The organism is Pseudomonas sp. NFR16 (assembly GCF_900108875.1).
In the GTDB taxonomy this organism is placed as follows: domain Bacteria; phylum Pseudomonadota; class Gammaproteobacteria; order Pseudomonadales; family Pseudomonadaceae; genus Aquipseudomonas.
This window is the reverse complement of sequence record NZ_FNYJ01000004.1, coordinates 520,548-540,290: the sequence shown is the minus strand read 5'-3', so window position 1 is coordinate 540,290 and position 19,743 is coordinate 520,548. Positions and strand designations below refer to the sequence as shown.

Here is a 19,743-nt window from a genome sequence, read left to right as displayed (position 1 = left end):
CCACACCCAACTCCCGTAGGAGCGCGCTTGCCCGCGAAGGCTGACTTCCAGCCGCTGCATCTCCACCGGACACGCCGGCCAATTCGCGGGCAAGCGCGCTCCTACAAGGGTACGCGGGGCTGACTGGTGACAAAACCTGTGAGGCAAGCTTGCTCATGAACGCTGACGTCCAGACGCTACATTTCCACAGCATGCACTGGCCTTTTCCCGGCTGAAGCCGGTCCTACAGGCGCTGCAAATGTATGTAGGACTGGCTTTAGCCGGGAAAGCGTCGGGCGTTACGCCGTTGATCGAGGGGCTGTTAAAGACACTTGGCTCACAGCCTCAAGGGCATTGCGCCATGGCGTGGTCGCGCGCCAGGCACCGAACCGGTGGGAGCGAGCTTGCTCGCGAAGGCTGAGTTACAGCCGAAGCATCTTCAGCGGATGTGCCGGACTCTTCGTGAGCAAGCTCACTCCCACAGAAATCTCCGGGCCATTCCCGACCTCTACGGCCACACCCAGCTCCCGTAGGAGCGCGCTTGCCCGCGAAGACTGAGTTACAGCCGCTGCATCTCTACCGGACACTCCGGCCAATTCGCGGGCAAGCGCGCTCTTACAAGGGCTATGCGGCATGGCGATGGCTCGCGCCAGGCACCGAACCCGTGCAGCAAGCAACCTTACCGGGATTGTTCAGAACAGTCGGGCGAGGAGGGCTGTGACGGCGGTTTCGACGCGCAGGATGCGTTCGCCCAATTGCACCGGGTTGAGGCCGGAGGCGCGCAGCAGGTCGACTTCATAGGGGATCCAGCCGCCCTCAGGGCCGATTGCCAGCGTGACAGGCTGATCCACTGCACGCGGGCAAGCAGGGAACTCGCCCGGATGGCCAACCAGTCCAAGCGTACCCTCGACAATGGCCGGCAGCCGATCTTCGACGAAGGGCTTGAAGCGTTTTTCGATGACGATCTCAGGCAGCACGCTGTCCCGCGCCTGCTCAAGTCCCAGAATCAGCTGCTCGCGGATGGCCGCGGGCTCCAGAAACGGGGTCTGCCAGAAGCTTTTCTCGACTCGGTAGCTGTTTATCAGAATGACCTTCGGCACGCCCATCGTTGCGACGGTCTGAAAAACCCGGCGCAGCATCTTGGGGCGTGGCAAGGCCAGCACGAGGGTCAGCGGCAGTTTGCCAGGCGGCTCGCGGTCAAAGCTGACGCAAAGTTCTGCCTCACGCGGTTCGAGTCTTAGCAGTTCGGCAGTGCCCAGCAGGCCGCCCACCCGCCCGACACGCAGGCTGTCGCCGACTTCGGAACGATGGACCTCCTGCATGTGCCTGAGGCGCCGATCACGCAGAATCACACGATCGGCCGCGATGAAATCGGCCTCTTCCAGTAACAGCAGGTTCACGGCTGAGTCGCTGGCGGCTGGTCCTGCTTGTCGTCCGTAGCCTGGTCGTCTGGGTGATCACCCCGTTTGGTCACCATCGAACTGCACAACACGCCAATTTCGAACAGCAGCCACATGGGCACTGCCAGCAGCGTCTGCGAAAAGATGTCCGGAGGCGTGAGGATCATCCCGACCACGAAGCAGCCGATCACCACGTACGGGCGGATCTTCTTGAGGTATTTGACGTCGACAATGCCGATCCACACGAGCAGCACCACGGCGACCGGGATTTCGAACGCGACGCCGAAAGCAAGAAACAGCGTCATGACGAAGTCCAGATAGCTGGAAATGTCCGTCATCATGGACACGCCTTCCGGCGTCACGCTGGCGAAGAAGTGGAATATCAGCGGAAACACCAGGAAATACGCGAAGGCCATGCCGGCGTAGAACAGGATGATGCTGGAGATCAGCAGCGGCACGGCAACCCGCTTTTCATGCTTGTACAGACCGGGCGCGATGAAGCCCCAGATCTGATACAGAATCACCGGCATGGCCAGAAACAGCGCAACCATCATGGTCAGCTTGAACGGCGTCAGAAACGGCGAGGCCACGTCGGTGGCGATCATCGTCGCGCCTTCAGGCAGAAACTTGCGCAGTGGCGCAGATACGAAGGTGTAGATCTTCTGCGTGAAATAGAACAGTGCGCCGAAGATCACGAAGATCGCCAGCACACAACGCAGCAGGCGCGAGCGCAGTTCAGTGAGGTGCGAGACCAGTGGCATTTGCTGGTCGTTTTCCGGAATTTCGCTCATGGGGCTCGTGGTGGCTGTGACGAATCGTTGGCGGAAGGCTCGTTCTGCACTGCAGGTGCAGACGTGGTGACCGGCGTCGAAGCGGGATGAGCAGGCTGCGCAGGCACCGGTTCAGGGCTGACTGACGCGCTTTCAGCCGGCGCGGCCGGGCCGATGTCCGCACTTGGCGTAGGTGTGGCGCCCATGACCGGCGATGTCGAATCGCTGGCCGGCGGCGTCTGCGCCTGAGCAGTCGGCGGTGCAGGTGGCTGCTGAGGCTGCATGATTTTGCGCGCTTCTTCTTCCAGCGAAAGAATGTGCTCGTTGTGCAGCTGACGGCGAATCTCGTCAGCGCCGATTTCGCGCTCAACTTCCTGTTTGATCGCATTGAAGCTGCGTTTCAGACGCCCGACCCAGAGCCCGGCGGTACGTGCTGCCCCCGGAAGGCGCTCGGGACCCAGCACCAGCAGGGCAACGAGACCGACCAGCAGCAGTTCAGAGAAGCTGATACCAAACATGCGTCACGACCTAGTCTTTGCGGATGGGCTCTTCTACTTTCTGCGCCTGACCGTCGATGGTGTGCGGCTGGTGCAGCGGCTGAGTCTGGGTCGGCTGCGCACCTGGCTGTGGCTGAACCGGAGGCTGTTCCGACGGTTTTTCATCGTCGTTCATGGCCTTGCGGAAGCCCTTGATGGACTCGCCGACATCGGTGCCCAGGTTCTTGAGCTTCTTGGTGCCGAAGATCAGTACCACGACCACGAGAATGACGATCCAGTGTTTCCAGTCAAAAATACCCATGACACGTTCCTCACAAGAAATTCCGGACCCGCAGGCCCCTGTGTTTATTCCGCCGAGCGCGCTGCCTTTTCGGCGTGACCGGACAGACCGAAACGGCGGTCCAGTTCATCGAGTACGGCTTGTGGGTGTTGACCCAGTGCTGCGAGCATCACCAGGCTATGGAACCACAAGTCGGCGGTTTCGTAGATGACATCACTGCAGTCCCCGCTGATGGCGGCGTCCTTGGCGGCGATGATGGTTTCGACCGACTCTTCGCCGACCTTCTCCAGAATCTTGTTCAGCCCCTTGTGATAGAGACTGGCGACGTAGGAAGAGTCTGCAGCCGCGCCTTTGCGCTCTTCGAGCACTTGCGCCAGGCGAGACAAGGTATCAGTCATGTTCAGTGTCCTGCTTGATAAATGGCATCTGGGTCTTTGATCACCGGATCCACGGTTTTCCAGCCGGCGTCCTCAAAGACGCGGTAGAAGCAGCTTTCGCGCCCGGTGTGGCAGGCGATGCCGCCAATCTGCTCGACCATCAGAATGATCACGTCGGCATCGCAGTCCAGGCGCAGTTCGTGAAGCTTCTGCACGTGACCCGATTCTTCGCCTTTGCGCCATAACTTGCCACGCGAACGCGACCAATAGATAGCGCGGTTTTCGGCAGCGGTCAGGCTCAAGGCTTCACGGTTCATCCAGGCCATCATCAGAACGCGTCCGGTTTGGTGGTCCTGCGCGATGGCAGGAACCAGACCGTCACGGTCCCATTTGATCTCGTCCAGCCAGTCTTTCATCGTCGGCTCCGGCCGCTCTGTGGATGGGTTAGTGTGCCAGCGACCTGCGCGGATGGCTATCGGCGAACGACCAGATATAAGCCTGCCACCAGCATGAGAAGCGCAGGCCAGGCGCTCAGCGCAATGAGCGCGTCACCCGTTTGCGTGTGCGCGGTGGCCAGGACCACGCCACCTGCGAGCAGTCCGGCGCCGATCAGGCGCAGCGCCCAGTGATCGCTGTTGCGCGAGTAGGGCGGTGGCGGGTCGGAGGTGTGCGGCTGCGACAAGCGTTCGAGCAGGTCGCGGGTCATATTGGCCAGGTGCGGAATCTGCTCGACCTGGGATTGCAGATTGCCAATCAGCGTTTTCGGGCTGACACGCTCACGCATCCAGCGCTCGAGAAAGGGCTGCGCCGTGCTCCAGAGGTCCAGTTCCGGGTACAGCTGACGGCCCAGACCTTCGATGTTGAGCAGGGTCTTTTGCAGCAAAACCAGCTGCGGCTGGACTTCCATGTTGAAGCGGCGGGCGGTCTGGAACAGGCGCATCAACACCTGGCCGAAGGAAATATCCTTGAGCGGCTTCTCGAAGATCGGCTCGCACACGGTCCGGATCGCGGCTTCGAATTCGTTGAGCTTTGTCTCTGCCGGGACCCAGCCCGAATCGATGTGCAGTTGCGCCACCCGGCGGTAGTCACGCTTGAAGAAGGCAAAGAGGTTGCGCGCCAGATAGTCCTGGTCTTCCGGGGTCAGGCTGCCGACAATGCCGCAGTCGATCGCGATGTATTGCGGATCCCAGGGCGCGACCGTGCTGACGAAAATGTTGCCGGGGTGCATGTCGGCATGGAAGAAGCTGTCGCGGAACACTTGGGTGAAAAACAGCTCGACCCCGCGTTCTGCGAGTTTTTTCATGTCGGTGCGCTGGTCGGCCAGGGTCGCCAGGTCGGTGACCTGTACGCCGTAGATACGCTCCATCACCAACACCTTCGGCCGGCACCAGTCCCAGTAGACCTGCGGCACATAGAGCATGGTCGAGCCTTCGAAATTGCGGCGCAACTGGCTGGAGTTGGCCGCCTCGCGCAGCAGATCGAGCTCGTCGTAAATGGTCTTTTCGTAATCGGCGACCACGTCCACCGGATGCAGCAGGCGGGCGTCCGCCGACAGACGTTCAGCGATTTTCGCGAGGATGAACAGCCAGGCGAGGTCCGAACCGATGATCGGCTTGAGCCCCGGACGCACGACCTTCACGACCACTTCTTCGCCTGTCTTGAGACGCGCGGCATGCACCTGCGCCACCGAGGCAGAGGCCAGCGGGGCAACGTCGAAGCGGCTGAACACCTCGCTGATCTTCGCACCCAGTTGCGATTCGATCAGGGCGACGGCTTTCTCTGACTCGAACGGCGGCACGCGATCCTGCAGCAGCATCAGCTCGTCGGCGATGTCCTCTGGCAGCAGGTCGCGACGGGTCGAAAGCAACTGGCCGAACTTGATGAAGATCGGCCCCAGGTCCTGCAAGGCCAGGCGCAAACGCGCGCCTCGATTGAGCTCGCTCTTGCGTCGCGGGATCCACCGCCACGGCAGCATGAAGCGCACGGCAAGCAGCCACCACGGCAGTGGCAAAGCGAACAGCAAGTCATCGAGGCGGTAACGGATTACGACACGCTGGATGCGAAACAGACGGCGGACGGCAAGCAGGCTCATGCGGTATCGCTGGATTTGAGAGATTGGGCCAGACGCTCGAAGCGGGCTTCGAGGCGTTCCAGGTCTTGTTTGGTCTGATCCAGTTCGGCGAAACGGGCCTCAGCCTCGCGCCTGCCAACCAGAGTGCGTGACTCTTCAGCCAGATATTCGGCCAGATTATGGCTCAGGCTTTCAGCACTTTCGCGGGTCCAGCGCGCGCTGTTGCGCAGGTGCCCGCCGATCAGCGGCGTGGCGACGGGGCCGAGCCAGCGTTGCAGCTCGTATTCCCAGTCCAGGTCCAGGTCCTGAAGCACACCGACCAGCTCAAGCAGCACAGCGCTTTCGCCTTCCAGGTCGACTTCGGGGCTGTGCAGGACGGCGTTCTTGTCCTTGCTCAGGGCCAGGCGCATCAGGCTCGCTGCCGGCGCGCGCAGCGTCACATCGGCACCGCCTTCCCAGTTCGCGGCGAGCATCAGGCCCTCGTCGCTGGGCAGGATATGCAGGTGAAAGGCAGGGCCGGTGCATTCAATCGCGACGACTTTGCCACTCAGCCGGTCAAGGCGCGGCAAAGCGGTGCTGTCCATCTGCAGCACGCGATTGATGCCGTGTTCGGCGCTGGCGAGCAAGCCACTGATCAGCATCAGGGTTTGATACCCCGGTGCAGGGCAACGATGCCGGAGGTCATGTTGTGATAGGTCACGCGGTCGAAACCGGCCTGGACCATCATCGACTTCAGGGTTTCCTGATCCGGGTGCATGCGGATCGATTCGGCCAGATATCGATAGCTTTCCGAGTCGTTGGTGATCAGCTTGCCCGCCAACGGCATGAAGGCAAACGAATAGGCGTCGTAGACCTTGGACATGACCTTGTTGGTCGGTTTGGAGAACTCCAGCACCAGCAGCCGGCCGCCGGGCTTGAGCACGCGCAGCATCGAGCGGATGGCGTCTTCTTTGTGCGTCACGTTGCGCAAGCCGAAGGCGATGGTCACGCAGTCGAAGTAGTTGTCAGGGAAAGGCAGCTTTTCAGCGTCCGCCTGAACGAACTTGATGTTGCCGGCCACGCCACGGTCCAGCAGGCGGTCACGGCCGACCTTGAGCATGGACGCGTTGATGTCAGCCAGCACCACTTCGCCGGTAGGCCCGACCAGGTGCGAAAATTTCTTCGCCAGATCGCCCGTGCCGCCTGCGATGTCCAGCACCCGGTTGCCGGTACGCACGCCGGAAAGCTCGATCGTGAAGCGCTTCCAGAGGCGATGCATGCCGCCGGACAGGACGTCGTTCATCAGGTCGTACTTGGCCGCAACGGAGTGAAAAACTTCGGCGACTTTTTCGGCCTTCTGGCTTTCGGCCACGGTTTTGTAACCGAAGTGAGTGGTGGGTTCGGCATCGCTGCCTTTGCGCGGATCGTTCATATCGCTGTCACCGGAATAAAGTGCCGCCATTCTAATCGTCGGGGCTGGCTTTGTCTTGACAAGGCTCACCGTGAACAGTTTCTTCGCCAGATGCCGCTGGTATAGTGGCCCGACGATTCACCTGGACGAAGGAGCCCGCCGATGGCCCGCATTACCGTAGAACGCCCGCATGCGCTGGGTAAGGACAAGGCTCGCGAGAAGGCCGAGTTGCTGGCTGAGAAGCTGGGCGATAAATATGGCATCGAGCACAGCTGGGACGGCGACGTTGTGTCGCTGGAAGGCAAGGGCGCCAAAGGCACAGTTCAGGTCGAAGACGCTCTGGTGCGGGTAAATATCGAATTGAATTTCTTCCTGTCTGCAATGAGCAGCACCATCCAGTCCGAGGTCGAGCGGCAGCTGGATAAAGCCCTGACGGCGTAATGCCTTATTTTGTAGGAGCGTGGCTTGTCCCGCGATCGGCGACGAAGTCGTCGTAAACCTGAGTACGCGGTAGTCCTCGGACAACGGATTTGCCGCATCTACGACTGCTTCGCAGCCGATCGCGGGACAAGCCACGCTCCCACATCGCCCACCCCAACCTAGGGTGAGCTTTCTAATTTTTCTCTCTACTTTGTGCCCATGCCCCGACTTCCATGGGGCGGTTCCTCTTACCCTTCGAGCGTGAGGTGCACCATGGTCAAAGTTATCCTCAAGAAAAAAGTCGAAGTCGACGAAGCGAAGACGTTTTCCGAAGTCCGGCTGTATGCCCGCAAGATCTGGCTGGCCGGGCTGGGCGCTTACGTCAAGGCTGGACAGGAAGGCGCCGACTACGTCAAAGAATTGATCAAGACCGGCGAGCAGACCGAGAAGAAAGCGAAGAAAGTCATCGATGAATCCGTCGACGCCGCCAACAGCGAAATCGAATCGGTGAAGGACGACGTGACGAAGGCCAAAGGTCGGGTCGAAGTGCAGCTCGATAAAATCGAAAGCGCATTTGATCGCCGTGTGGCCAGCGCCTTGAATCGCATTGGCATACCGTCTAAACATGATGTTGAGACACTCTCTGCTAAGCTCGATGAGCTGACGGCATTGCTTGAACGTGTCGCGCGTAAACAATAAGGAGAGCGGGATGGCTGGCAAAAAGAAAACCGAAAAAGAAGGCAGCTCCTGGATTGGCGAAGTTGAAAAATACTCCCGCCAAATCTGGCTGGCTGGTTTAGGCGCTTACTCGAAAATCAGCAATGACGGCAGTAAGCTTTTCGAATCTTTGGTCAAGGATGGCGAGAAGGCCGAGAAGGAAACCAAGGCGACCGTTGGCAAGAGCGTCGACACGGCGAAGGCTTCGACCAAATCCCGCGTTGGCGACGTTAAGGATCTGGCATTGGGCAAATGGGGCGAGCTGGAAGGGGCTTTCGACAAGCGCCTGAACAGCGCCATTTCGCGCCTGGGCGTGCCGAGTCGCAATGAAGTCAAAGCGCTGCACAGCAAGGTCGATCTGTTGACCCGGCAGATCGAGACGCTGACCGGAGCGTCGGTCACGCCGATCTCGAAGACCGCCGCAGCCAAACCTGCCGCTAAGCCTGCGAGCAAAACCACTGCCAAGCCTCTGGCCAAAGCAGCGGCCAAGCCGGTCGCCAAGGCCGCGAGCAGCGTCGCCAAGAAAACCGCAGCGGCCAAACCAGCAGCTTCCAAAGCAGCAGCCAAACCGGTTGCAGCAGCCTCCAAGGCAGCCGCTTCCACCGCCGCCAAGGCAAAAACCGTCGCCGCGAAGCCTGCACCGAAGGCCGCAGCGAAACCGGCTGCCAAGCCAGCGGCGAAACCAGCAGCAGCGGCAAAACCAGCCGCCGCGAAAAAGCCTGCAGCGGCCAAAAAGCCCGCCGCAGCCGCCAAACCGGCAGCAGCTTCTACATCGGCTCCCTCTGCCAGTGCTACACCCACCGCGTCAGCACCGTCGGCCCCTGCCGCTGCACCGTCGCCAGCCTCCACGGCGTCGACACCGTCCAGCCAATCCTGATTCCCGGCTGGCCACACCAACACCCGATCTGTGAGAGCTGGTCGGGTTTTTTTGTAGGTGACTTCTTGCCTGTGTAGGAGCGCTGAAGCCAGCGTGATTCAGTCCTCCAGATAGTGCCGCGCCAACTGCTCGGCGGCGTGTCGCGCACCCGGTTTGAGGTGCGGCGCGACCAGCATCATGATCTGGTAGACCACCACTCGCGTTTCGCCTTCGCGATCAAGGATGCGTTGATAGTCCAGCGAGAACAGCAGGGTCATGGTGATCTGTTCCACCAATTGGCCCAGCGCCTGAGTATCACTGGTCACCTGGCCTTCGGCTTTTAGGCGCGCCAGTAGCGAGGCGAGGGTGCGCTTGATCGCGTTCAGCAGGTTGCGAATGCCACGCGCCAGCTTCGGCAGACGACTGGCAAGGTTCGACAGGTCCTGAAACAGGAAACGATAGTGCGACAGACGCTCGACGATCAGGTGCAGAAACAGCCAGTAATCTTCGGCGTCCAGACGAGCATCCGCAGGTGGGTCCAGCAAGGGCGCCAGTTCGTTCTGGAAGCGCTCGAACAGCTCCATCACCAACGGCTCCTTGCCATGAAAGTGGTAGTAGAGATTGCCCGGGCTGATCTCCAGTTCGTTGGCAATTTCCAGCGTCGAGACGTTGGGTTCGCCCTGACGATTGAACAGCGCCAGGGCACATTCGAGTATGCGGTCGCGGGTCTTCATCCAGTCTTCTTAATTCGGTGCGTGTGCAGTGATGGGGCAGGCGCGCGGACTCAACGGACTCGCACATACGTCCCCGGCGCGGCTTCCATCGGTGGGTGATTCTGGTTACCCAGCGCCGTGAGCGTTTCGCGCTGCGGCCCTGATCGCGCCTGAATCCACTCGAGCCAGCTCGGCCACCAACTGCCGTCGCTGCGCTGCGCGTCGTAATACCAGGCACGCGGATCGCTGCTCAGTTTGCCGTTCTCGACAAAGTTGGACTTCGGGTTGCCCGGCGGATTGAGGATGCTCTGCACGTGGCCGCTGTTGGAAAGCAAAAATCGGCGCTCGCCTCCCAAGAGCAGCGTCGAGCGATAGACCGCGTCCCAAGGCGTGATGTGGTCGTTGATGCCCGCTACGCTGAAGCTGTCCACCGTGACCTTTTGCAGATCGATCGGCGTACCGCAGACCTCGAGGCCGCCAGGATGGGTCAGCGGGTTGTGCTTGAAGAAGTCCAGCAAGTCACCATGCAGCGCGGCGGGCAGGCGGGTGCTGTCGTTGTTCCAGTACAGAATGTCGAAGGGTGGCGGCGCCTTGCCCAACAGATAGTTGTTCACCCAGTAAGTCCAGATCAGGTCGTTCGGGCGCATCCAGGCGAACACCTTGGCCATATCCCGACCCTCCAGCACGCCGCGCTGATAGGAGCGGCGCTTGGCGGCTTCAAGCGTCTGTTCGTCGATGAACAGCGTGGCCGGACTCTCGATCTGGCTGTCCAGCAGACTGACCAGATAACTGGCGCTCGAGACCCGGCGCATCTGTCGCTTGGCCTGAAGATGGCCTTGCAACGCGGCGATGGTCAGCCCGCCCGCGCAAGCCCCCATCAGGTTGACCTCGCGCGCGCCGGTGATCGCGCGGCACACGTTCATCACCTCCTCGGCGGCTTGTACATAACTGGACAGGCCCCATTCGCGATGTCGGACATCCGGGTTGCGCCAACTGATGATGAAGGTCTGCAGGCCGTTCTTCAGCGCGTACTGCACGAAACTGTTGGTCGGACTGAGATCGAAAATGTAGTACTTGTTGATCTGCGGCGGCACGATCAGCAGAGGGCGTGCGTACTGTTTTTCGCTCATCGGCTTGTACTGGATCAGCTCCAGCAGTTCGTTGCGAAACACCACGGCGCCTGGCGTGACCGCCAGCGTGCGGCCGATCTCGAACGCGTCTTTGGTGGTCTGGCTGGGCAGACCGTTGTTGTGCATGAAGTCGTCGAGCATGTGGCTCAGACCTTTGATCACGCTGGTGCCGCCTGAGTTGAACAGCTCCTTCAGCGCCATCGGATTGAGCAAGGTATTGGTCGGCGCGAGGGCGTCGTTGAGCAGCGCAAAAATGAATTGCGCGCGCGAGCGGTCGTCTTCACTCAGGTTGCTGTCGTCGATCCAGCTGCGTACCTGATGCTGCCAGCTCAGATAGGCCTGCAAGCCGCGCCGATAGAGCGGGTTGTGCGCCCAGGTCGGGTCACTGAAACGGTTGTCGTGAGGGTGCGGCTGATAAGGGAGGTCGCCCAGCATGACGCGGCCCAACTGGCCGCCGAGCGCCAGCGCGTGGCGCGCGGTGTAAACCGGATGTTTAAGGCCTTGCAGCGCCACGTTGCGCAGGGTCGAAAACAAATCCCGCCCGCGCAGGCCGGTGATCGCGCTCTGCGCGTTGATGTACGTGGAGGGTATGGGATAGGGGTTTTTCGCCGGTTTGTCTCGCATGGGTCAACACTCCTTCGTCAGGCCATAAGCAAATAAACCTGCGCGCAACCCTGAATCAGCTGTTGCGCGCTGCCCTGCGCCTTGGCAATCCCGCCGATGGCGCAGTCAATCAAGTGACTTCCGTACTCCCGAGGTGCGACCGGCTTCAGCGTTGTAAGGGTCATCCGGGGTAAGCGATGCCGGTACCGACGCCTTCCCGGCTGAAGCCGGTCCTGCTGGTTTCCCGGCTTAGGCCGGTGTTAGCGGTTCTCCAGCGGCGTAGAGGTTTCCCGCCGAAGCTTATTGTTGAAGCACGAACGCCTGCCGGCCATGGCACGATCTCATTTCAGGGTTGGCGCACGACGGGGGCTGGTTGCGGGTGCATGACGGCGCGCTGCCGCTCCTGCTGAAGAAACTTCATGATGATGGGCGCGACGGCCTCGGCCCGGGTGATCAAAAACAAGTGACCATCATCGATTATGTGTAGCTGGGCATTGGGTATGCGCCAGGCCAGTAGTCGCATGTTGATCAGCGGGATCAGTGGATCGTCGTCGCCGGCCAGCACGAGAGTCGGCTGGCGGATCTTGTGCAGCCAGTGAATGCTGGTCCAGCCCATGCCGGCGAACAGTTGCCAGTAGTAGCCCATTTTTCCGGACGAGCGGACCTTGGCCGCATGGTTGGCGGCCAGATGCGGGTCGCGCCGAAACGCCCCGCCGTAGATTTCCGGGGCGATCCTGATGACGTGGGACGGCTGGATATAACGCCGCGGACTCGCCATCAGCCACAATACTCTGGGCTTGCCCGGCACCATCACTGCACCGGCTGCGGTGGCGGCGAGCACCAGTTTCTTGCAGCGTTCCGGGTAGTCGTGGGCAAACTGTTGCGCCAGCGCGCCGCCCCACGACACGCCGATCGCGTTGACCTGACCGTAATCCAGGTAATCGAGCATGCGTGCGGCAAGTTTTGCCAGACCGGGAAACCGGTATGGACGGCTTGGGGTCGATGAACCACCCACGCCGGGCACGTCGAAGGCGATGACTTCAAGGTCCGGATCCAGCGCGTCGACGAACGGAAAGACCAGCTCCAGGTTGGCGCCGATTCCATTGAAGATCAGCAGCGGCGTGAGATGACTCTTGCCGGGGCGCACGGCCGTGCGGATGTTGTGGCCATCCAGATCGATGGTGCGAAATACAAACGGTTGCGGCATGCGCGAAGCCCTGTGGGTTAAACGCCGGTCATGCAGTCCTGCGCTTTTTCCGGTCCTGAAACCGCGTCGGCGGTTCCTGTGTGTTCGATGCTTGCCGTTCCATTTACAGCGTGTCGCTGATGACAGATACAAATCACGCAGGCGTATCGATTCAATCGCGGGACAAGCCACGCGCCTGCGGTTAAACGCTATCGTTCGTGCACATACGTCCCCGGAGCTGCCTCGCCTGCGGGATACGCTTTATTGCCCAGGCTGGCGGGCGCCTTTTTCAGCTTGCCTGAGCGTTCGGCCTGCCAGTTATGCCAGTGCAGCCACCAGGAATCAGTGTGCTTGGTCGCATCTTCCTGCCATCGCTGAGCATCTTCGGGCAATTCAGGATTGGTCATGTAACGTGCTTTCGGGTTACCCGGCGGGTTCAGGATGCTCTGGATATGCCCGCTGTTGGACAGCACGAACTCGGTCTTGCCCCCGAACAGTCGCGCCGACTTGTAGCAAGAGACCCAAGGCGTGATGTGATCATTGGTGCCTGCCAGGCAGAAGATGTCACTTTTGACCTGTTTCAGATCGATTGGCGTGCCGCAGACTTCCAGGGCGTTTGCGCGCGTCAGCGGATTATTCTTGAACATCTCGATCAAGTCGCCATGAAACGCTGCGGGCAGACGTGTGGTGTCGTTGTTCCAGAACAGGATGTCGAAAACCGGCGGCTCGTTGCCCAGCAGATAGTTGTTCACCCAGTAATTCCAGATCAGGTCGTTCGGTCGCATCCAGGCAAAGACCTTGGCCATGTCTTTGCCTTCCAGAACCCCGGCCTGATACGAATGACGCTTGGCCGACTCCAGCGTCTGCTCGTCGACGAACAGAGAGACCTGAGTGTCCAGCGTCGTGTCGAGCACGCTCACCAGCAGCGTCAGGGCGTTGACCTTCTGCTCGCCCAGCGCTGCGTAATGCCCCAGCAGCGCCGTGCAAGTGATGCCGCCAGAGCATGCGCCGAGCATGTTGACGTCCTTGCTTCCGGTGATCTTGCAGACCACGTCCACAGCCTCCTTCACGGCGTCGATATACGTCGACAGCCCCCATTCGCGCTGTGCTTTGGTGGGGTTGCGCCAACTGATGATGAAGGTCTGCACGTTGTTGCGCAGGCAGAAGCGCGCCAGGCTCTTGTCCTGGCTGAGGTCGAACACGTAAAACTTGTTGATCTGCGGAGGGACCACGAGCATCGGACGCTCGTGAACCTGTTCGGTGATCGGTCGGTACTGAATCAGCTCCAGCACGTCGTTACGGAACACCACCGCGCCCTCGGTGGTGCCGAGATTCTTGCCGACCTCGAACGCGTCCATATTGACCTGGCTCGGCATGCCGCCGTTGTTCACCAGATCCTTGGCCAGGTGGGACAAGCCGTCGAGAATGCTTTTGCCGCCGGTTTCAAAAAAGCGTTTGACCGCTGCCGGGTTGGCCGCGCCGTTGGTGGGCGACATCGCCTCTGTCATCAGGGTGATCACGAAATGGCCGCGGCTGATGTCCTGTGCAGACAGGTTGCTGTCGTCTATCCAGTCGTGCAGCTCCTTGCGCCAGGCAAGGTAAGTCTGCAGATAGCGGCGATAAAGGGGGTTCTGGCTCCAGGCCGGATCGGCAAAGCGGCGGTCGTCGCTTTCCGGGGTCAGCGTGGATTTGCCCAGCAGGACGTTTTTCAGTTCAAGCCCGAAATGGGCCACGTGCCGGGCACTGTGGAAAGGTTGTTTGATGGCTTGAGTCAATACCATGCGAGCCGTGGTGAGCAAATCCTTGCGCCGCAACCCGACGACGGGGTTCAGCCCCAGCGTATGTTCAGAGGCCTGACGCGGCAGATCATCATTACTCTTGTCACTCATCTACGACGCTCCATTGTCCTGAGACGAGTACTGACATCCCTGTGAAAAGCGCAACAGGCCAATGCCAGCACTGCTCTCGGGTGACCGATGATTAACACAACCGGACGCGGACGTTCGCCAACGACCAACCCGATGGGGCTGTGACGAATACGGCTTCCACGGTCCACGCCGGCAGGCTCCTGCAAAAAAGTCCGATGCAGATGGCTTGCCATGATCATTGGTTACGCGAGATTTAAAAAAATCGCAAGCAGGGTCAGTCATTGACCGCTGCGCGGCCTATTGAAACAAATGCGATTAGAAAGCGCGTCCTAAAACGCCCGCCGGTATGCAGGGCGCGGACTAGAGCATCAGCCGAATGACTTGCTCGGAAGGGTCGCGGGATTTTCCGGCTGCTTTGAGCTCCGCCAGATAGTCGTCCCACAAAGATTCCTGGCGCTGGGCCAGTTGCTCAAGGTATTCCCACGTGAACAATCCGCTGTCATGACCGTCGTCGAAGGTCAATTTCAGTGCGTACTGCCCGGCAGGTTCAATTTTGCTCAGGCCCACGCCCAGCTTGCCGAATTGCAGAATGGGATTGCCGTGCCCTTGCACCTCGGCCGAGGGCGAATGCACGCGCAGAAATTCCGCAGGCAGATGGTATTCCTCATCAGGGCCGTATTTCAGGCTGAGGATTTTTGAGGCTTTGTGAAGCTGGATCGCGGTAGGAATTCTGGACATGATTTTTGCGCCTCACACTGAACGTTGTAGGAGTGAGCTTGCTCGCGATTGCGTCGGATCAGGTCAATACATCGTTGCCTAACGCCGCATCGCGAGCAAGCTCACGCCTACAGGGACTTGCGGTAATTACAGTATGTAGCGCGACAGGTCTTCGTCTTCGGCCAGCTCGCCCAGATGGCTGTTGACGTACTCGGCGTCGATCTTGATGGTCCCCGAATCCTGCGCCGTCGCCAGATCGCCCGCGCTGAAAGACACTTCTTCCAGCAGACGCTCCAGCAGAGTGTGCAGACGACGAGCACCGATGTTCTCGGTTTTCTCGTTGACCTGCCAGGCGATCTCGGCAAGGCGCTTGATGCCTTCAGGCAGGAACTCGATGTTCAGGCCTTCAGTCTTCAGCAGCTCACGGTACTGCTCGGTCAGGGACGCGTGAGGCTCGCTCAGGATGCGCTCGAAGTCCTGCGGGCTCAGCGCCTTGAGTTCAACGCGAATCGGCAGACGACCCTGCAGCTCAGGCACCAGATCGCTCGGCTTGCTCAGGTGGAACGCGCCCGATGCGATGAACAGGATATGGTCGGTTTTGACCATGCCCAGCTTGGTGTTGACGGTGCAGCCTTCGATGAGTGGCAGCAGGTCGCGTTGTACGCCTTCGCGTGACACGTCTGCACCGCCGACGTTGCCGCGCTTGGCCACTTTGTCGATCTCGTCGATGAACACGATGCCGTGCTGCTCGACGGCTTCCAGCGCCTTGCCCTTGAGCTCTTCGTCATTGACCAGACGGCTCGCCTCTTCGTCACGGACCATCTTCAGGGCGTCCTTGACCTTCAACTTGCGGGACTTCTTCTTGCCCTTGCCCATGTTGGCAAACAGGCTTTGCAGCTGGTTGGTCATCTCTTCCATCCCGGGCGGCGCGGAGATATCCACACCCATGGCCTCGGAGACTTCGATCTCAATTTCCTTGTCGTCCAGCTGACCCTCACGCAGACGCTTGCGGAAAAGCTGACGCGTATTGGTGTCGCTTGGCGAAGCCTCTTCCTGAAAACCGCGGGCCTGAGGCAGCAGCGCGTCGAGGATACGGTCTTCGGCAGCGTCTTCGGCGCGATGACGGACTTTGGTCATTTCCTGCTCGCGCAGCAATTTCATCGCAGCGTCCGCCAGGTCACGAATGATCGACTCGACGTCGCGACCCACGTAGCCGACCTCGGTGAACTTGGTCGCTTCCACCTTGATGAACGGCGCGTTGGCGAGCTTGGCCAGGCGACGGGCGATTTCGGTTTTACCGACACCGGTGGGGCCGATCATCAGAATGTTTTTCGGCGTGACTTCTACGCGCAGTTCTTCGGGCAGCTGCATCCGGCGCCAGCGGTTACGCAGCGCAATGGCGACGGCGCGCTTGGCATCGTCCTGGCCAATGATATGGCGATTGAGCTCGTGGACAATTTCACGGGGAGTCATGGACATGGTATTCGACGGTCCTCTAGGCGAGTGAGTGGGGCGGGTGGCGATGGATTGCAACCGTGGCGCGACTTACTCGACGAGGTCCTGCTCCTCAATGGTGATGTTGTGGTTGGTGAAGACGCAGATGTCGCCAGCGATGTGCAGCGCCGTTTCGGCGATTTCCCGGGCAGACAGTTCGGTCTTCAGCAGCAGGGCGCGAGCGGCGGCCTGTGCGAATGCGCCACCGGAGCCCATGGCAATCAGGCCGTCTTCAGGTTCAACGACGTCGCCGTTGCCGGTGATGATCAGCGAAGCATCTTTATTGGCGACTGCCAGCATGGCCTCCAGACGGCTCAGGGAGCGGTCGGTGCGCCAGTCTTTGGCGAGTTCTACCGCGGCGCGCACGAGGTGGCCCTGGTGTTTTTCCAGCTGGGCCTCGAAGCGTTCGAACAGAGTGAATGCATCGGCGGTGGCGCCTGCAAAGCCGGCGATGACCTGGCCGTGATAAAGACGACGGACCTTTTTGGCATTGCCTTTCATGACGGTATTGCCCAGGGAAACCTGGCCGTCACCCGCCATGACGACTTTGCCTTGGCGGCGCACTGAAACGATGGTGGTCAAGGGGAGAGTCTCCACGCTGTGGGGCGAAAATGCCCTGATGGAAACTCATATGGGGGTGGGGTCGGGTATTTCAACCGTGGGGGATGAATGGCCTCCGTCAGTGCCGCACGCAGCTTCTCGCCCTGCAGGAGCGCGCTTACCCGCGAAGGCGTTGTGTCAGACGGCATATCCGTTTATGACACACCGTTTTCGCGGGCAAGCGCGCTCCTGCATTGGGATCCGCAGACGCTTAACGGCTCTGACGCTGTTGCAGCAACAGGTTGCTGAAACCGCCGCCTGCGAGCTGCTTCTGCGCTGTCGTCAGTTGCTCACGGTTGCTGAACGGACCGACCAGCACGCGGTACCAGGTTTCATCCTTGACGGTTCCAGACTCGACCGTCGCCGCCTGGCCGAGCAGGATGATCTGCGCGCGAACCTTTTCAGCGTCGGTCTGCTTGCGGAACGACCCCGCCTGCAAGAAGAACGTGGTCACCGGAGCAGGTTTGGCGACCGGCGGCGCAGGCGGTGGTGTCAGACCACTGAGCGCGGCCTGGGCGCGCGCGGTGTCGATCTTCGCGGCCTGTTCCGGCGTCACGGGCGTCGTCGGCGCGACGACGGCAGGTGGCGTCTTTTCTGGCACTGCTTCGTTCGGAACGATGACTTCCGATTCAGGCAGCAGCGTGTAGAAATCATACTTGGGCTTCACTGGGGCCGTCGGGCTGGGCGGCGTCTTGTTCGCTTCAGCGATTTTCGCCGCCTTGGCGTCGGCCTTGGCGCGCTTGATGTCGTCTCCGCCGCCGGGTTCGAGTTTCATCAGGAACACGATGAACGCCCCGACGGACAGACCGATCGCCAGCCACAGCCATCCCGGAATCGGCTTCTTTGCGGGGGCCTCGTACCGGCTGGCGCCGCGCTTGGGAGCAGGTTTCTTTTTGACTGCCAACTTACATACGCTCCAGAGTTTCCAGACCCAGCAGTTGCAGGCCTTGCTTGAGGGTGCGACCAGTCAGGTGCGCCAGGCGCAGACGGCTTTGCTGTTGCTCGGGATTTTCCGCGGCCAGGATCGGGCAGTTCTCATAGAAACTGGAGAACAGACCGGCCAGGTCATACAGGTAGGCGCACAGCACATGTGGCGTGCCTTTTTCGGCGACGTTGTTCACGGTCTCGCCGAACTGCGCCAGGCGTGCAGCCAGATCCTGTTCCTGCGGCGCTTCGAGGACGATCCGGCCTTTGCTTGGGTCGAAGGCCTCGCCCAGCTTGCGGAAAACACCGGAAACACGGGTGTAGGCGTACAGCAAGTAAGGCGCGGTGTTGCCCTCGAAGCTCAGCATCTGATCGAAGTTGAAGCTGTAATCGCTGGCGCGGTGTTTGGAAAGATCCGCGTACTTGACAGCGCTGATGCCCACAACCTTCGCGATGGTGCGCAATTCGTCTTCGGCCACCTCAGGATTTTTCTCTTTCACCAGCACGTAGGCGCGCTCTTCGGCCTCGTCCAGCAGGTCGACCAGCTTGACGGTGCCGCCATCGCGGGTCTTGAACGGGCGGCCATCGGCGCCGTTCATGGTGCCGAAGCCCATGTGTTCCATTTGCATGCCGTTGGTCACGAAGCCTGCACGGCGCGCGACTTCGAACACTTGCTGGAAATGCAGAGCCTGACGCTGATCGACGAAGTACAGCGCGCGGTCGGCCTTCAATACATTGCTGCGGTAGCGCACGGCTGCCAGGTCGGTCGTCGCATACAGATAGCCGCCGCCGGCTTTTTGCACGATAACAGGCAGCGGCGTGCCTTCGGCGGTCTTGAATTCTTCCAGGAACACGCACTGCGCGCCATTGCTCTCGACCAGCAGACCGGCCTTCTTCAGGTCGGCGACGACATTGGCCAGATCGTCGTTGTAGGCGCTTTCGCCCATGACGTCTTTGGGCGTCAGTTTGACGTTCAGGCGTTCGTAGACTTCCTGACAGTGCGACAGCGAGATGTCCTTGAAGCGGGTCCACAGCTTCAGGCATTCAGGGTCGCCGGCTTGCAGCTTGACCACCAGTCCACGAGCGCGCTCGGCAAACTCTTCGGATTCATCGAACCGGCCCTTGGCCGCGCGATAGAAGTTTTCCAGGTCCGACAGCTCGTCGCTGGTCGCCGGCGTTTCCTGCAAATAGGCCAGCAGCATGCCGAACTGCGTGCCCCAGTCGCCGACATGGTTCTGGCGAATCACAGTGTCGCCAAGGAATTCGAGCACGCTGGCCACGCCGTCGCCGATAATGGTCGAGCGCAAGTGGCCGACATGCATCTCCTTGGCGAGGTTAGGCGCCGACAGATCGACCACGACGCGCTGGGCCGGGCCGTTCTTGCGCACCGACAGTGTCGGGTCCGCCAGGGCGGCATCCAGACGAGAGGCCAGGGCCTGGCTGTTCTGGAAGAAGTTGAGAAAGCCCGGGCCTGCGATATCGACCTTGCTGATCTGATCGTCGGCAGGCAGTGCCGCAACGATTTTTTCGGCCAGATCGCGGGGTTTCATGCCGGCAGGTTTGGCCAGCATCATCGCGATATTGCTGGCGAAGTCGCCGTTTTTCTTGTCCTTGGCGTTTTCCACCTGAATCGCCGGCGTCAGCCCTTCCGGCAAGACGCCTTGGGTGACGAGTTGGCTCAGAGCTTGTTGAATCAGCTGGCGAATGGTGTCTTTCATGAGGCTCTCTTCAACCGCAAGCGCGGCAGCGCC

Annotated in this window: 21 protein-coding genes; 3 read left to right on the top strand and 18 right to left on the bottom strand. The window is 60.5% G+C overall.

Translation table 11 applies throughout. The features are described from left to right. Nucleotides 1-671: 671 nt before the first annotated feature. From BMZ10_RS18395 to ubiE, 9 genes are read right to left on the bottom strand one after another with little or no spacing between them, the layout of a single operon-like run. Nucleotides 672-1,379, bottom strand: a complete 708-nt coding sequence (locus BMZ10_RS18395) for a 16S rRNA (uracil(1498)-N(3))-methyltransferase (protein WP_093465423.1) — start codon at nt 1,377-1,379, stop codon at nt 672-674. Beyond that, complete coding sequence (gene tatC, locus BMZ10_RS18390) at nt 1,376-2,170, bottom strand: twin-arginine translocase subunit TatC (RefSeq protein ID WP_093465420.1); 795 nt, start codon at nt 2,168-2,170, stop codon at nt 1,376-1,378. The genes BMZ10_RS18395 and tatC overlap by 4 nt, the downstream gene beginning before the upstream one ends. Further along, complete coding sequence (tatB, locus tag BMZ10_RS18385) at nt 2,167-2,667, bottom strand: Sec-independent protein translocase protein TatB (protein ID WP_093465417.1); 501 nt, start codon at nt 2,665-2,667, stop codon at nt 2,167-2,169. Before tatB ends, tatC begins: the two co-directional genes overlap by 4 nt. A gap of 10 nt (nt 2,668-2,677) precedes the next feature. Further along, a complete protein-coding gene (locus tag BMZ10_RS18380) occupies nt 2,678-2,947 on the bottom strand; it encodes a twin-arginine translocase TatA/TatE family subunit (protein WP_093465415.1) in 270 nt (89 codons plus the stop codon). Nucleotides 2,948-2,991: 44 nt separating this feature from the next. Next, nucleotides 2,992-3,324, bottom strand: a complete 333-nt coding sequence (locus tag BMZ10_RS18375; protein WP_062379266.1) for a phosphoribosyl-ATP diphosphatase — start codon at nt 3,322-3,324, stop codon at nt 2,992-2,994. 2 nt (nt 3,325-3,326) lie between these two features. Continuing rightward, complete coding sequence (gene hisI / locus BMZ10_RS18370; RefSeq protein ID WP_093465412.1) at nt 3,327-3,719, bottom strand: phosphoribosyl-AMP cyclohydrolase; 393 nt, start codon at nt 3,717-3,719, stop codon at nt 3,327-3,329. Nucleotides 3,720-3,775: 56 nt separating this feature from the next. After that, nucleotides 3,776-5,395, bottom strand: coding sequence for a ubiquinone biosynthesis regulatory protein kinase UbiB (gene ubiB / locus BMZ10_RS18365; RefSeq protein WP_093465409.1), 1,620 nt, complete (start codon nt 5,393-5,395; stop codon nt 3,776-3,778). After that, nucleotides 5,392-6,015 carry a ubiquinone biosynthesis accessory factor UbiJ gene (locus BMZ10_RS18360; protein ID WP_093465406.1) on the bottom strand — a complete coding sequence of 208 codons (624 nt, stop codon included), beginning with the start codon at nt 6,013-6,015 and terminating at the stop codon, nt 5,392-5,394. Before BMZ10_RS18360 ends, ubiB begins: the two co-directional genes overlap by 4 nt. Further along, a complete protein-coding gene (gene ubiE / locus BMZ10_RS18355; protein WP_093465625.1) occupies nt 6,015-6,785 on the bottom strand; it encodes a bifunctional demethylmenaquinone methyltransferase/2-methoxy-6-polyprenyl-1,4-benzoquinol methylase UbiE in 771 nt (256 codons plus the stop codon). Before ubiE ends, BMZ10_RS18360 begins: the two co-directional genes overlap by 1 nt. Before the next feature lie 141 nt (nt 6,786-6,926). On the opposite strand from ubiE, the gene BMZ10_RS18350 reads away from it, so the two are divergent. The 3 genes from BMZ10_RS18350 (at nt 6,927) to BMZ10_RS18340 (ending at nt 8,778) form a co-directional block, all read left to right on the top strand. After that, nucleotides 6,927-7,205 carry a polyhydroxyalkanoic acid system family protein gene (locus BMZ10_RS18350; RefSeq protein ID WP_093465403.1) on the top strand — a complete coding sequence of 93 codons (279 nt, stop codon included), beginning with the start codon at nt 6,927-6,929 and terminating at the stop codon, nt 7,203-7,205. 252 nt (nt 7,206-7,457) lie between these two features. After that, nucleotides 7,458-7,883, top strand: a complete 426-nt coding sequence (locus BMZ10_RS18345; RefSeq protein WP_093465400.1) for a phasin family protein — start codon at nt 7,458-7,460, stop codon at nt 7,881-7,883. Nucleotides 7,884-7,893: 10 nt separating this feature from the next. Beyond that, on the top strand, nt 7,894-8,778 hold the full coding sequence (locus tag BMZ10_RS18340; RefSeq protein ID WP_093465397.1) for a phasin family protein: 885 nt from the start codon (nt 7,894-7,896) through the stop codon (nt 8,776-8,778). Nucleotides 8,779-8,876: 98 nt separating this feature from the next. Here BMZ10_RS18340 and BMZ10_RS18335 read toward each other — a convergent pair whose 3' ends face one another. The 9 genes from BMZ10_RS18335 to argS all read right to left on the bottom strand — a co-directional run bounded on the left by BMZ10_RS18335 (nt 8,877) and on the right by argS (nt 19,710). Next, nucleotides 8,877-9,491 (bottom strand): TetR/AcrR family transcriptional regulator, encoded by a 615-nt coding sequence (locus tag BMZ10_RS18335; protein ID WP_093465394.1) that lies wholly within the window; start codon nt 9,489-9,491, stop codon nt 8,877-8,879. Between the two features lie 50 nt (nt 9,492-9,541). Then, the gene (gene phaC, locus BMZ10_RS18330; protein ID WP_093465391.1) at nt 9,542-11,224 is read right to left on the bottom strand and encodes a class II poly(R)-hydroxyalkanoic acid synthase; all 1,683 of its coding nucleotides are present in this window, start codon (nt 11,222-11,224) and stop codon (nt 9,542-9,544) included. Between the two features lie 325 nt (nt 11,225-11,549). After that, complete coding sequence (gene phaZ / locus BMZ10_RS18325) at nt 11,550-12,410, bottom strand: poly(3-hydroxyalkanoate) depolymerase (protein WP_093465388.1); 861 nt, start codon at nt 12,408-12,410, stop codon at nt 11,550-11,552. Between the two features lie 188 nt (nt 12,411-12,598). After that, on the bottom strand, nt 12,599-14,278 hold the full coding sequence (gene phaC / locus BMZ10_RS18320; RefSeq protein WP_093465385.1) for a class II poly(R)-hydroxyalkanoic acid synthase: 1,680 nt from the start codon (nt 14,276-14,278) through the stop codon (nt 12,599-12,601). 339 nt (nt 14,279-14,617) lie between these two features. Further along, nucleotides 14,618-14,995: a gamma-butyrobetaine hydroxylase family protein gene (locus BMZ10_RS18315; RefSeq protein WP_093465382.1), complete on the bottom strand. Its 378-nt coding sequence runs from the start codon at nt 14,993-14,995 to the stop codon at nt 14,618-14,620. Nucleotides 14,996-15,121: 126 nt separating this feature from the next. Further along, entirely contained in the window at nt 15,122-16,453 is a 1,332-nt protein-coding gene (gene hslU / locus BMZ10_RS18310; protein ID WP_093465379.1) for an ATP-dependent protease ATPase subunit HslU, read from the bottom strand. 66 nt (nt 16,454-16,519) lie between these two features. Next, the gene (hslV, locus tag BMZ10_RS18305; RefSeq protein WP_093465376.1) at nt 16,520-17,050 is read right to left on the bottom strand and encodes an ATP-dependent protease subunit HslV; all 531 of its coding nucleotides are present in this window, start codon (nt 17,048-17,050) and stop codon (nt 16,520-16,522) included. Between the two features lie 229 nt (nt 17,051-17,279). Beyond that, the gene (locus BMZ10_RS18300) at nt 17,280-17,972 is read right to left on the bottom strand and encodes an SPOR domain-containing protein (RefSeq protein ID WP_093465374.1); all 693 of its coding nucleotides are present in this window, start codon (nt 17,970-17,972) and stop codon (nt 17,280-17,282) included. Between the two features lies 1 nt (nt 17,973). After that, nucleotides 17,974-19,710, bottom strand: a complete 1,737-nt coding sequence (gene argS, locus BMZ10_RS18295) for an arginine--tRNA ligase (RefSeq protein ID WP_093465371.1) — start codon at nt 19,708-19,710, stop codon at nt 17,974-17,976. Nucleotides 19,711-19,743: the final 33 nt, after the last annotated feature.

Coding starts and splice junctions, on each gene's coding strand:
- BMZ10_RS18315 (WP_093465382.1), bottom strand. CDS start 14,995: ATGTCCAGAATTCCTACCGCGATCCAGCTTCACAAAGCCTCAAAAATC.
- BMZ10_RS18360 (WP_093465406.1), bottom strand. CDS start 6,015: ATGCTGATCAGTGGCTTGCTCGCCAGCGCCGAACACGGCATCAATCGC.
- hisI (WP_093465412.1), bottom strand. CDS start 3,719: ATGAAAGACTGGCTGGACGAGATCAAATGGGACCGTGACGGTCTGGTT.
- phaC (WP_093465391.1), bottom strand. CDS start 11,224: ATGCGAGACAAACCGGCGAAAAACCCCTATCCCATACCCTCCACGTAC.
- ubiE (WP_093465625.1), bottom strand. CDS start 6,785: ATGAACGATCCGCGCAAAGGCAGCGATGCCGAACCCACCACTCACTTC.
- BMZ10_RS18380 (WP_093465415.1), bottom strand. CDS start 2,947: ATGGGTATTTTTGACTGGAAACACTGGATCGTCATTCTCGTGGTCGTG.
- BMZ10_RS18375 (WP_062379266.1), bottom strand. CDS start 3,324: ATGACTGATACCTTGTCTCGCCTGGCGCAAGTGCTCGAAGAGCGCAAA.
- phaC (WP_093465385.1), bottom strand. CDS start 14,278: ATGAGTGACAAGAGTAATGATGATCTGCCGCGTCAGGCCTCTGAACAT.
- BMZ10_RS18350 (WP_093465403.1), top strand. CDS start 6,927: ATGGCCCGCATTACCGTAGAACGCCCGCATGCGCTGGGTAAGGACAAG.
- BMZ10_RS18345 (WP_093465400.1), top strand. CDS start 7,458: ATGGTCAAAGTTATCCTCAAGAAAAAAGTCGAAGTCGACGAAGCGAAG.
- tatB (WP_093465417.1), bottom strand. CDS start 2,667: ATGTTTGGTATCAGCTTCTCTGAACTGCTGCTGGTCGGTCTCGTTGCC.
- BMZ10_RS18335 (WP_093465394.1), bottom strand. CDS start 9,491: ATGAAGACCCGCGACCGCATACTCGAATGTGCCCTGGCGCTGTTCAAT.
- hslU (WP_093465379.1), bottom strand. CDS start 16,453: ATGTCCATGACTCCCCGTGAAATTGTCCACGAGCTCAATCGCCATATC.
- ubiB (WP_093465409.1), bottom strand. CDS start 5,395: ATGAGCCTGCTTGCCGTCCGCCGTCTGTTTCGCATCCAGCGTGTCGTA.
- phaZ (WP_093465388.1), bottom strand. CDS start 12,410: ATGCCGCAACCGTTTGTATTTCGCACCATCGATCTGGATGGCCACAAC.
- tatC (WP_093465420.1), bottom strand. CDS start 2,170: ATGAGCGAAATTCCGGAAAACGACCAGCAAATGCCACTGGTCTCGCAC.
- BMZ10_RS18340 (WP_093465397.1), top strand. CDS start 7,894: ATGGCTGGCAAAAAGAAAACCGAAAAAGAAGGCAGCTCCTGGATTGGC.
- argS (WP_093465371.1), bottom strand. CDS start 19,710: ATGAAAGACACCATTCGCCAGCTGATTCAACAAGCTCTGAGCCAACTC.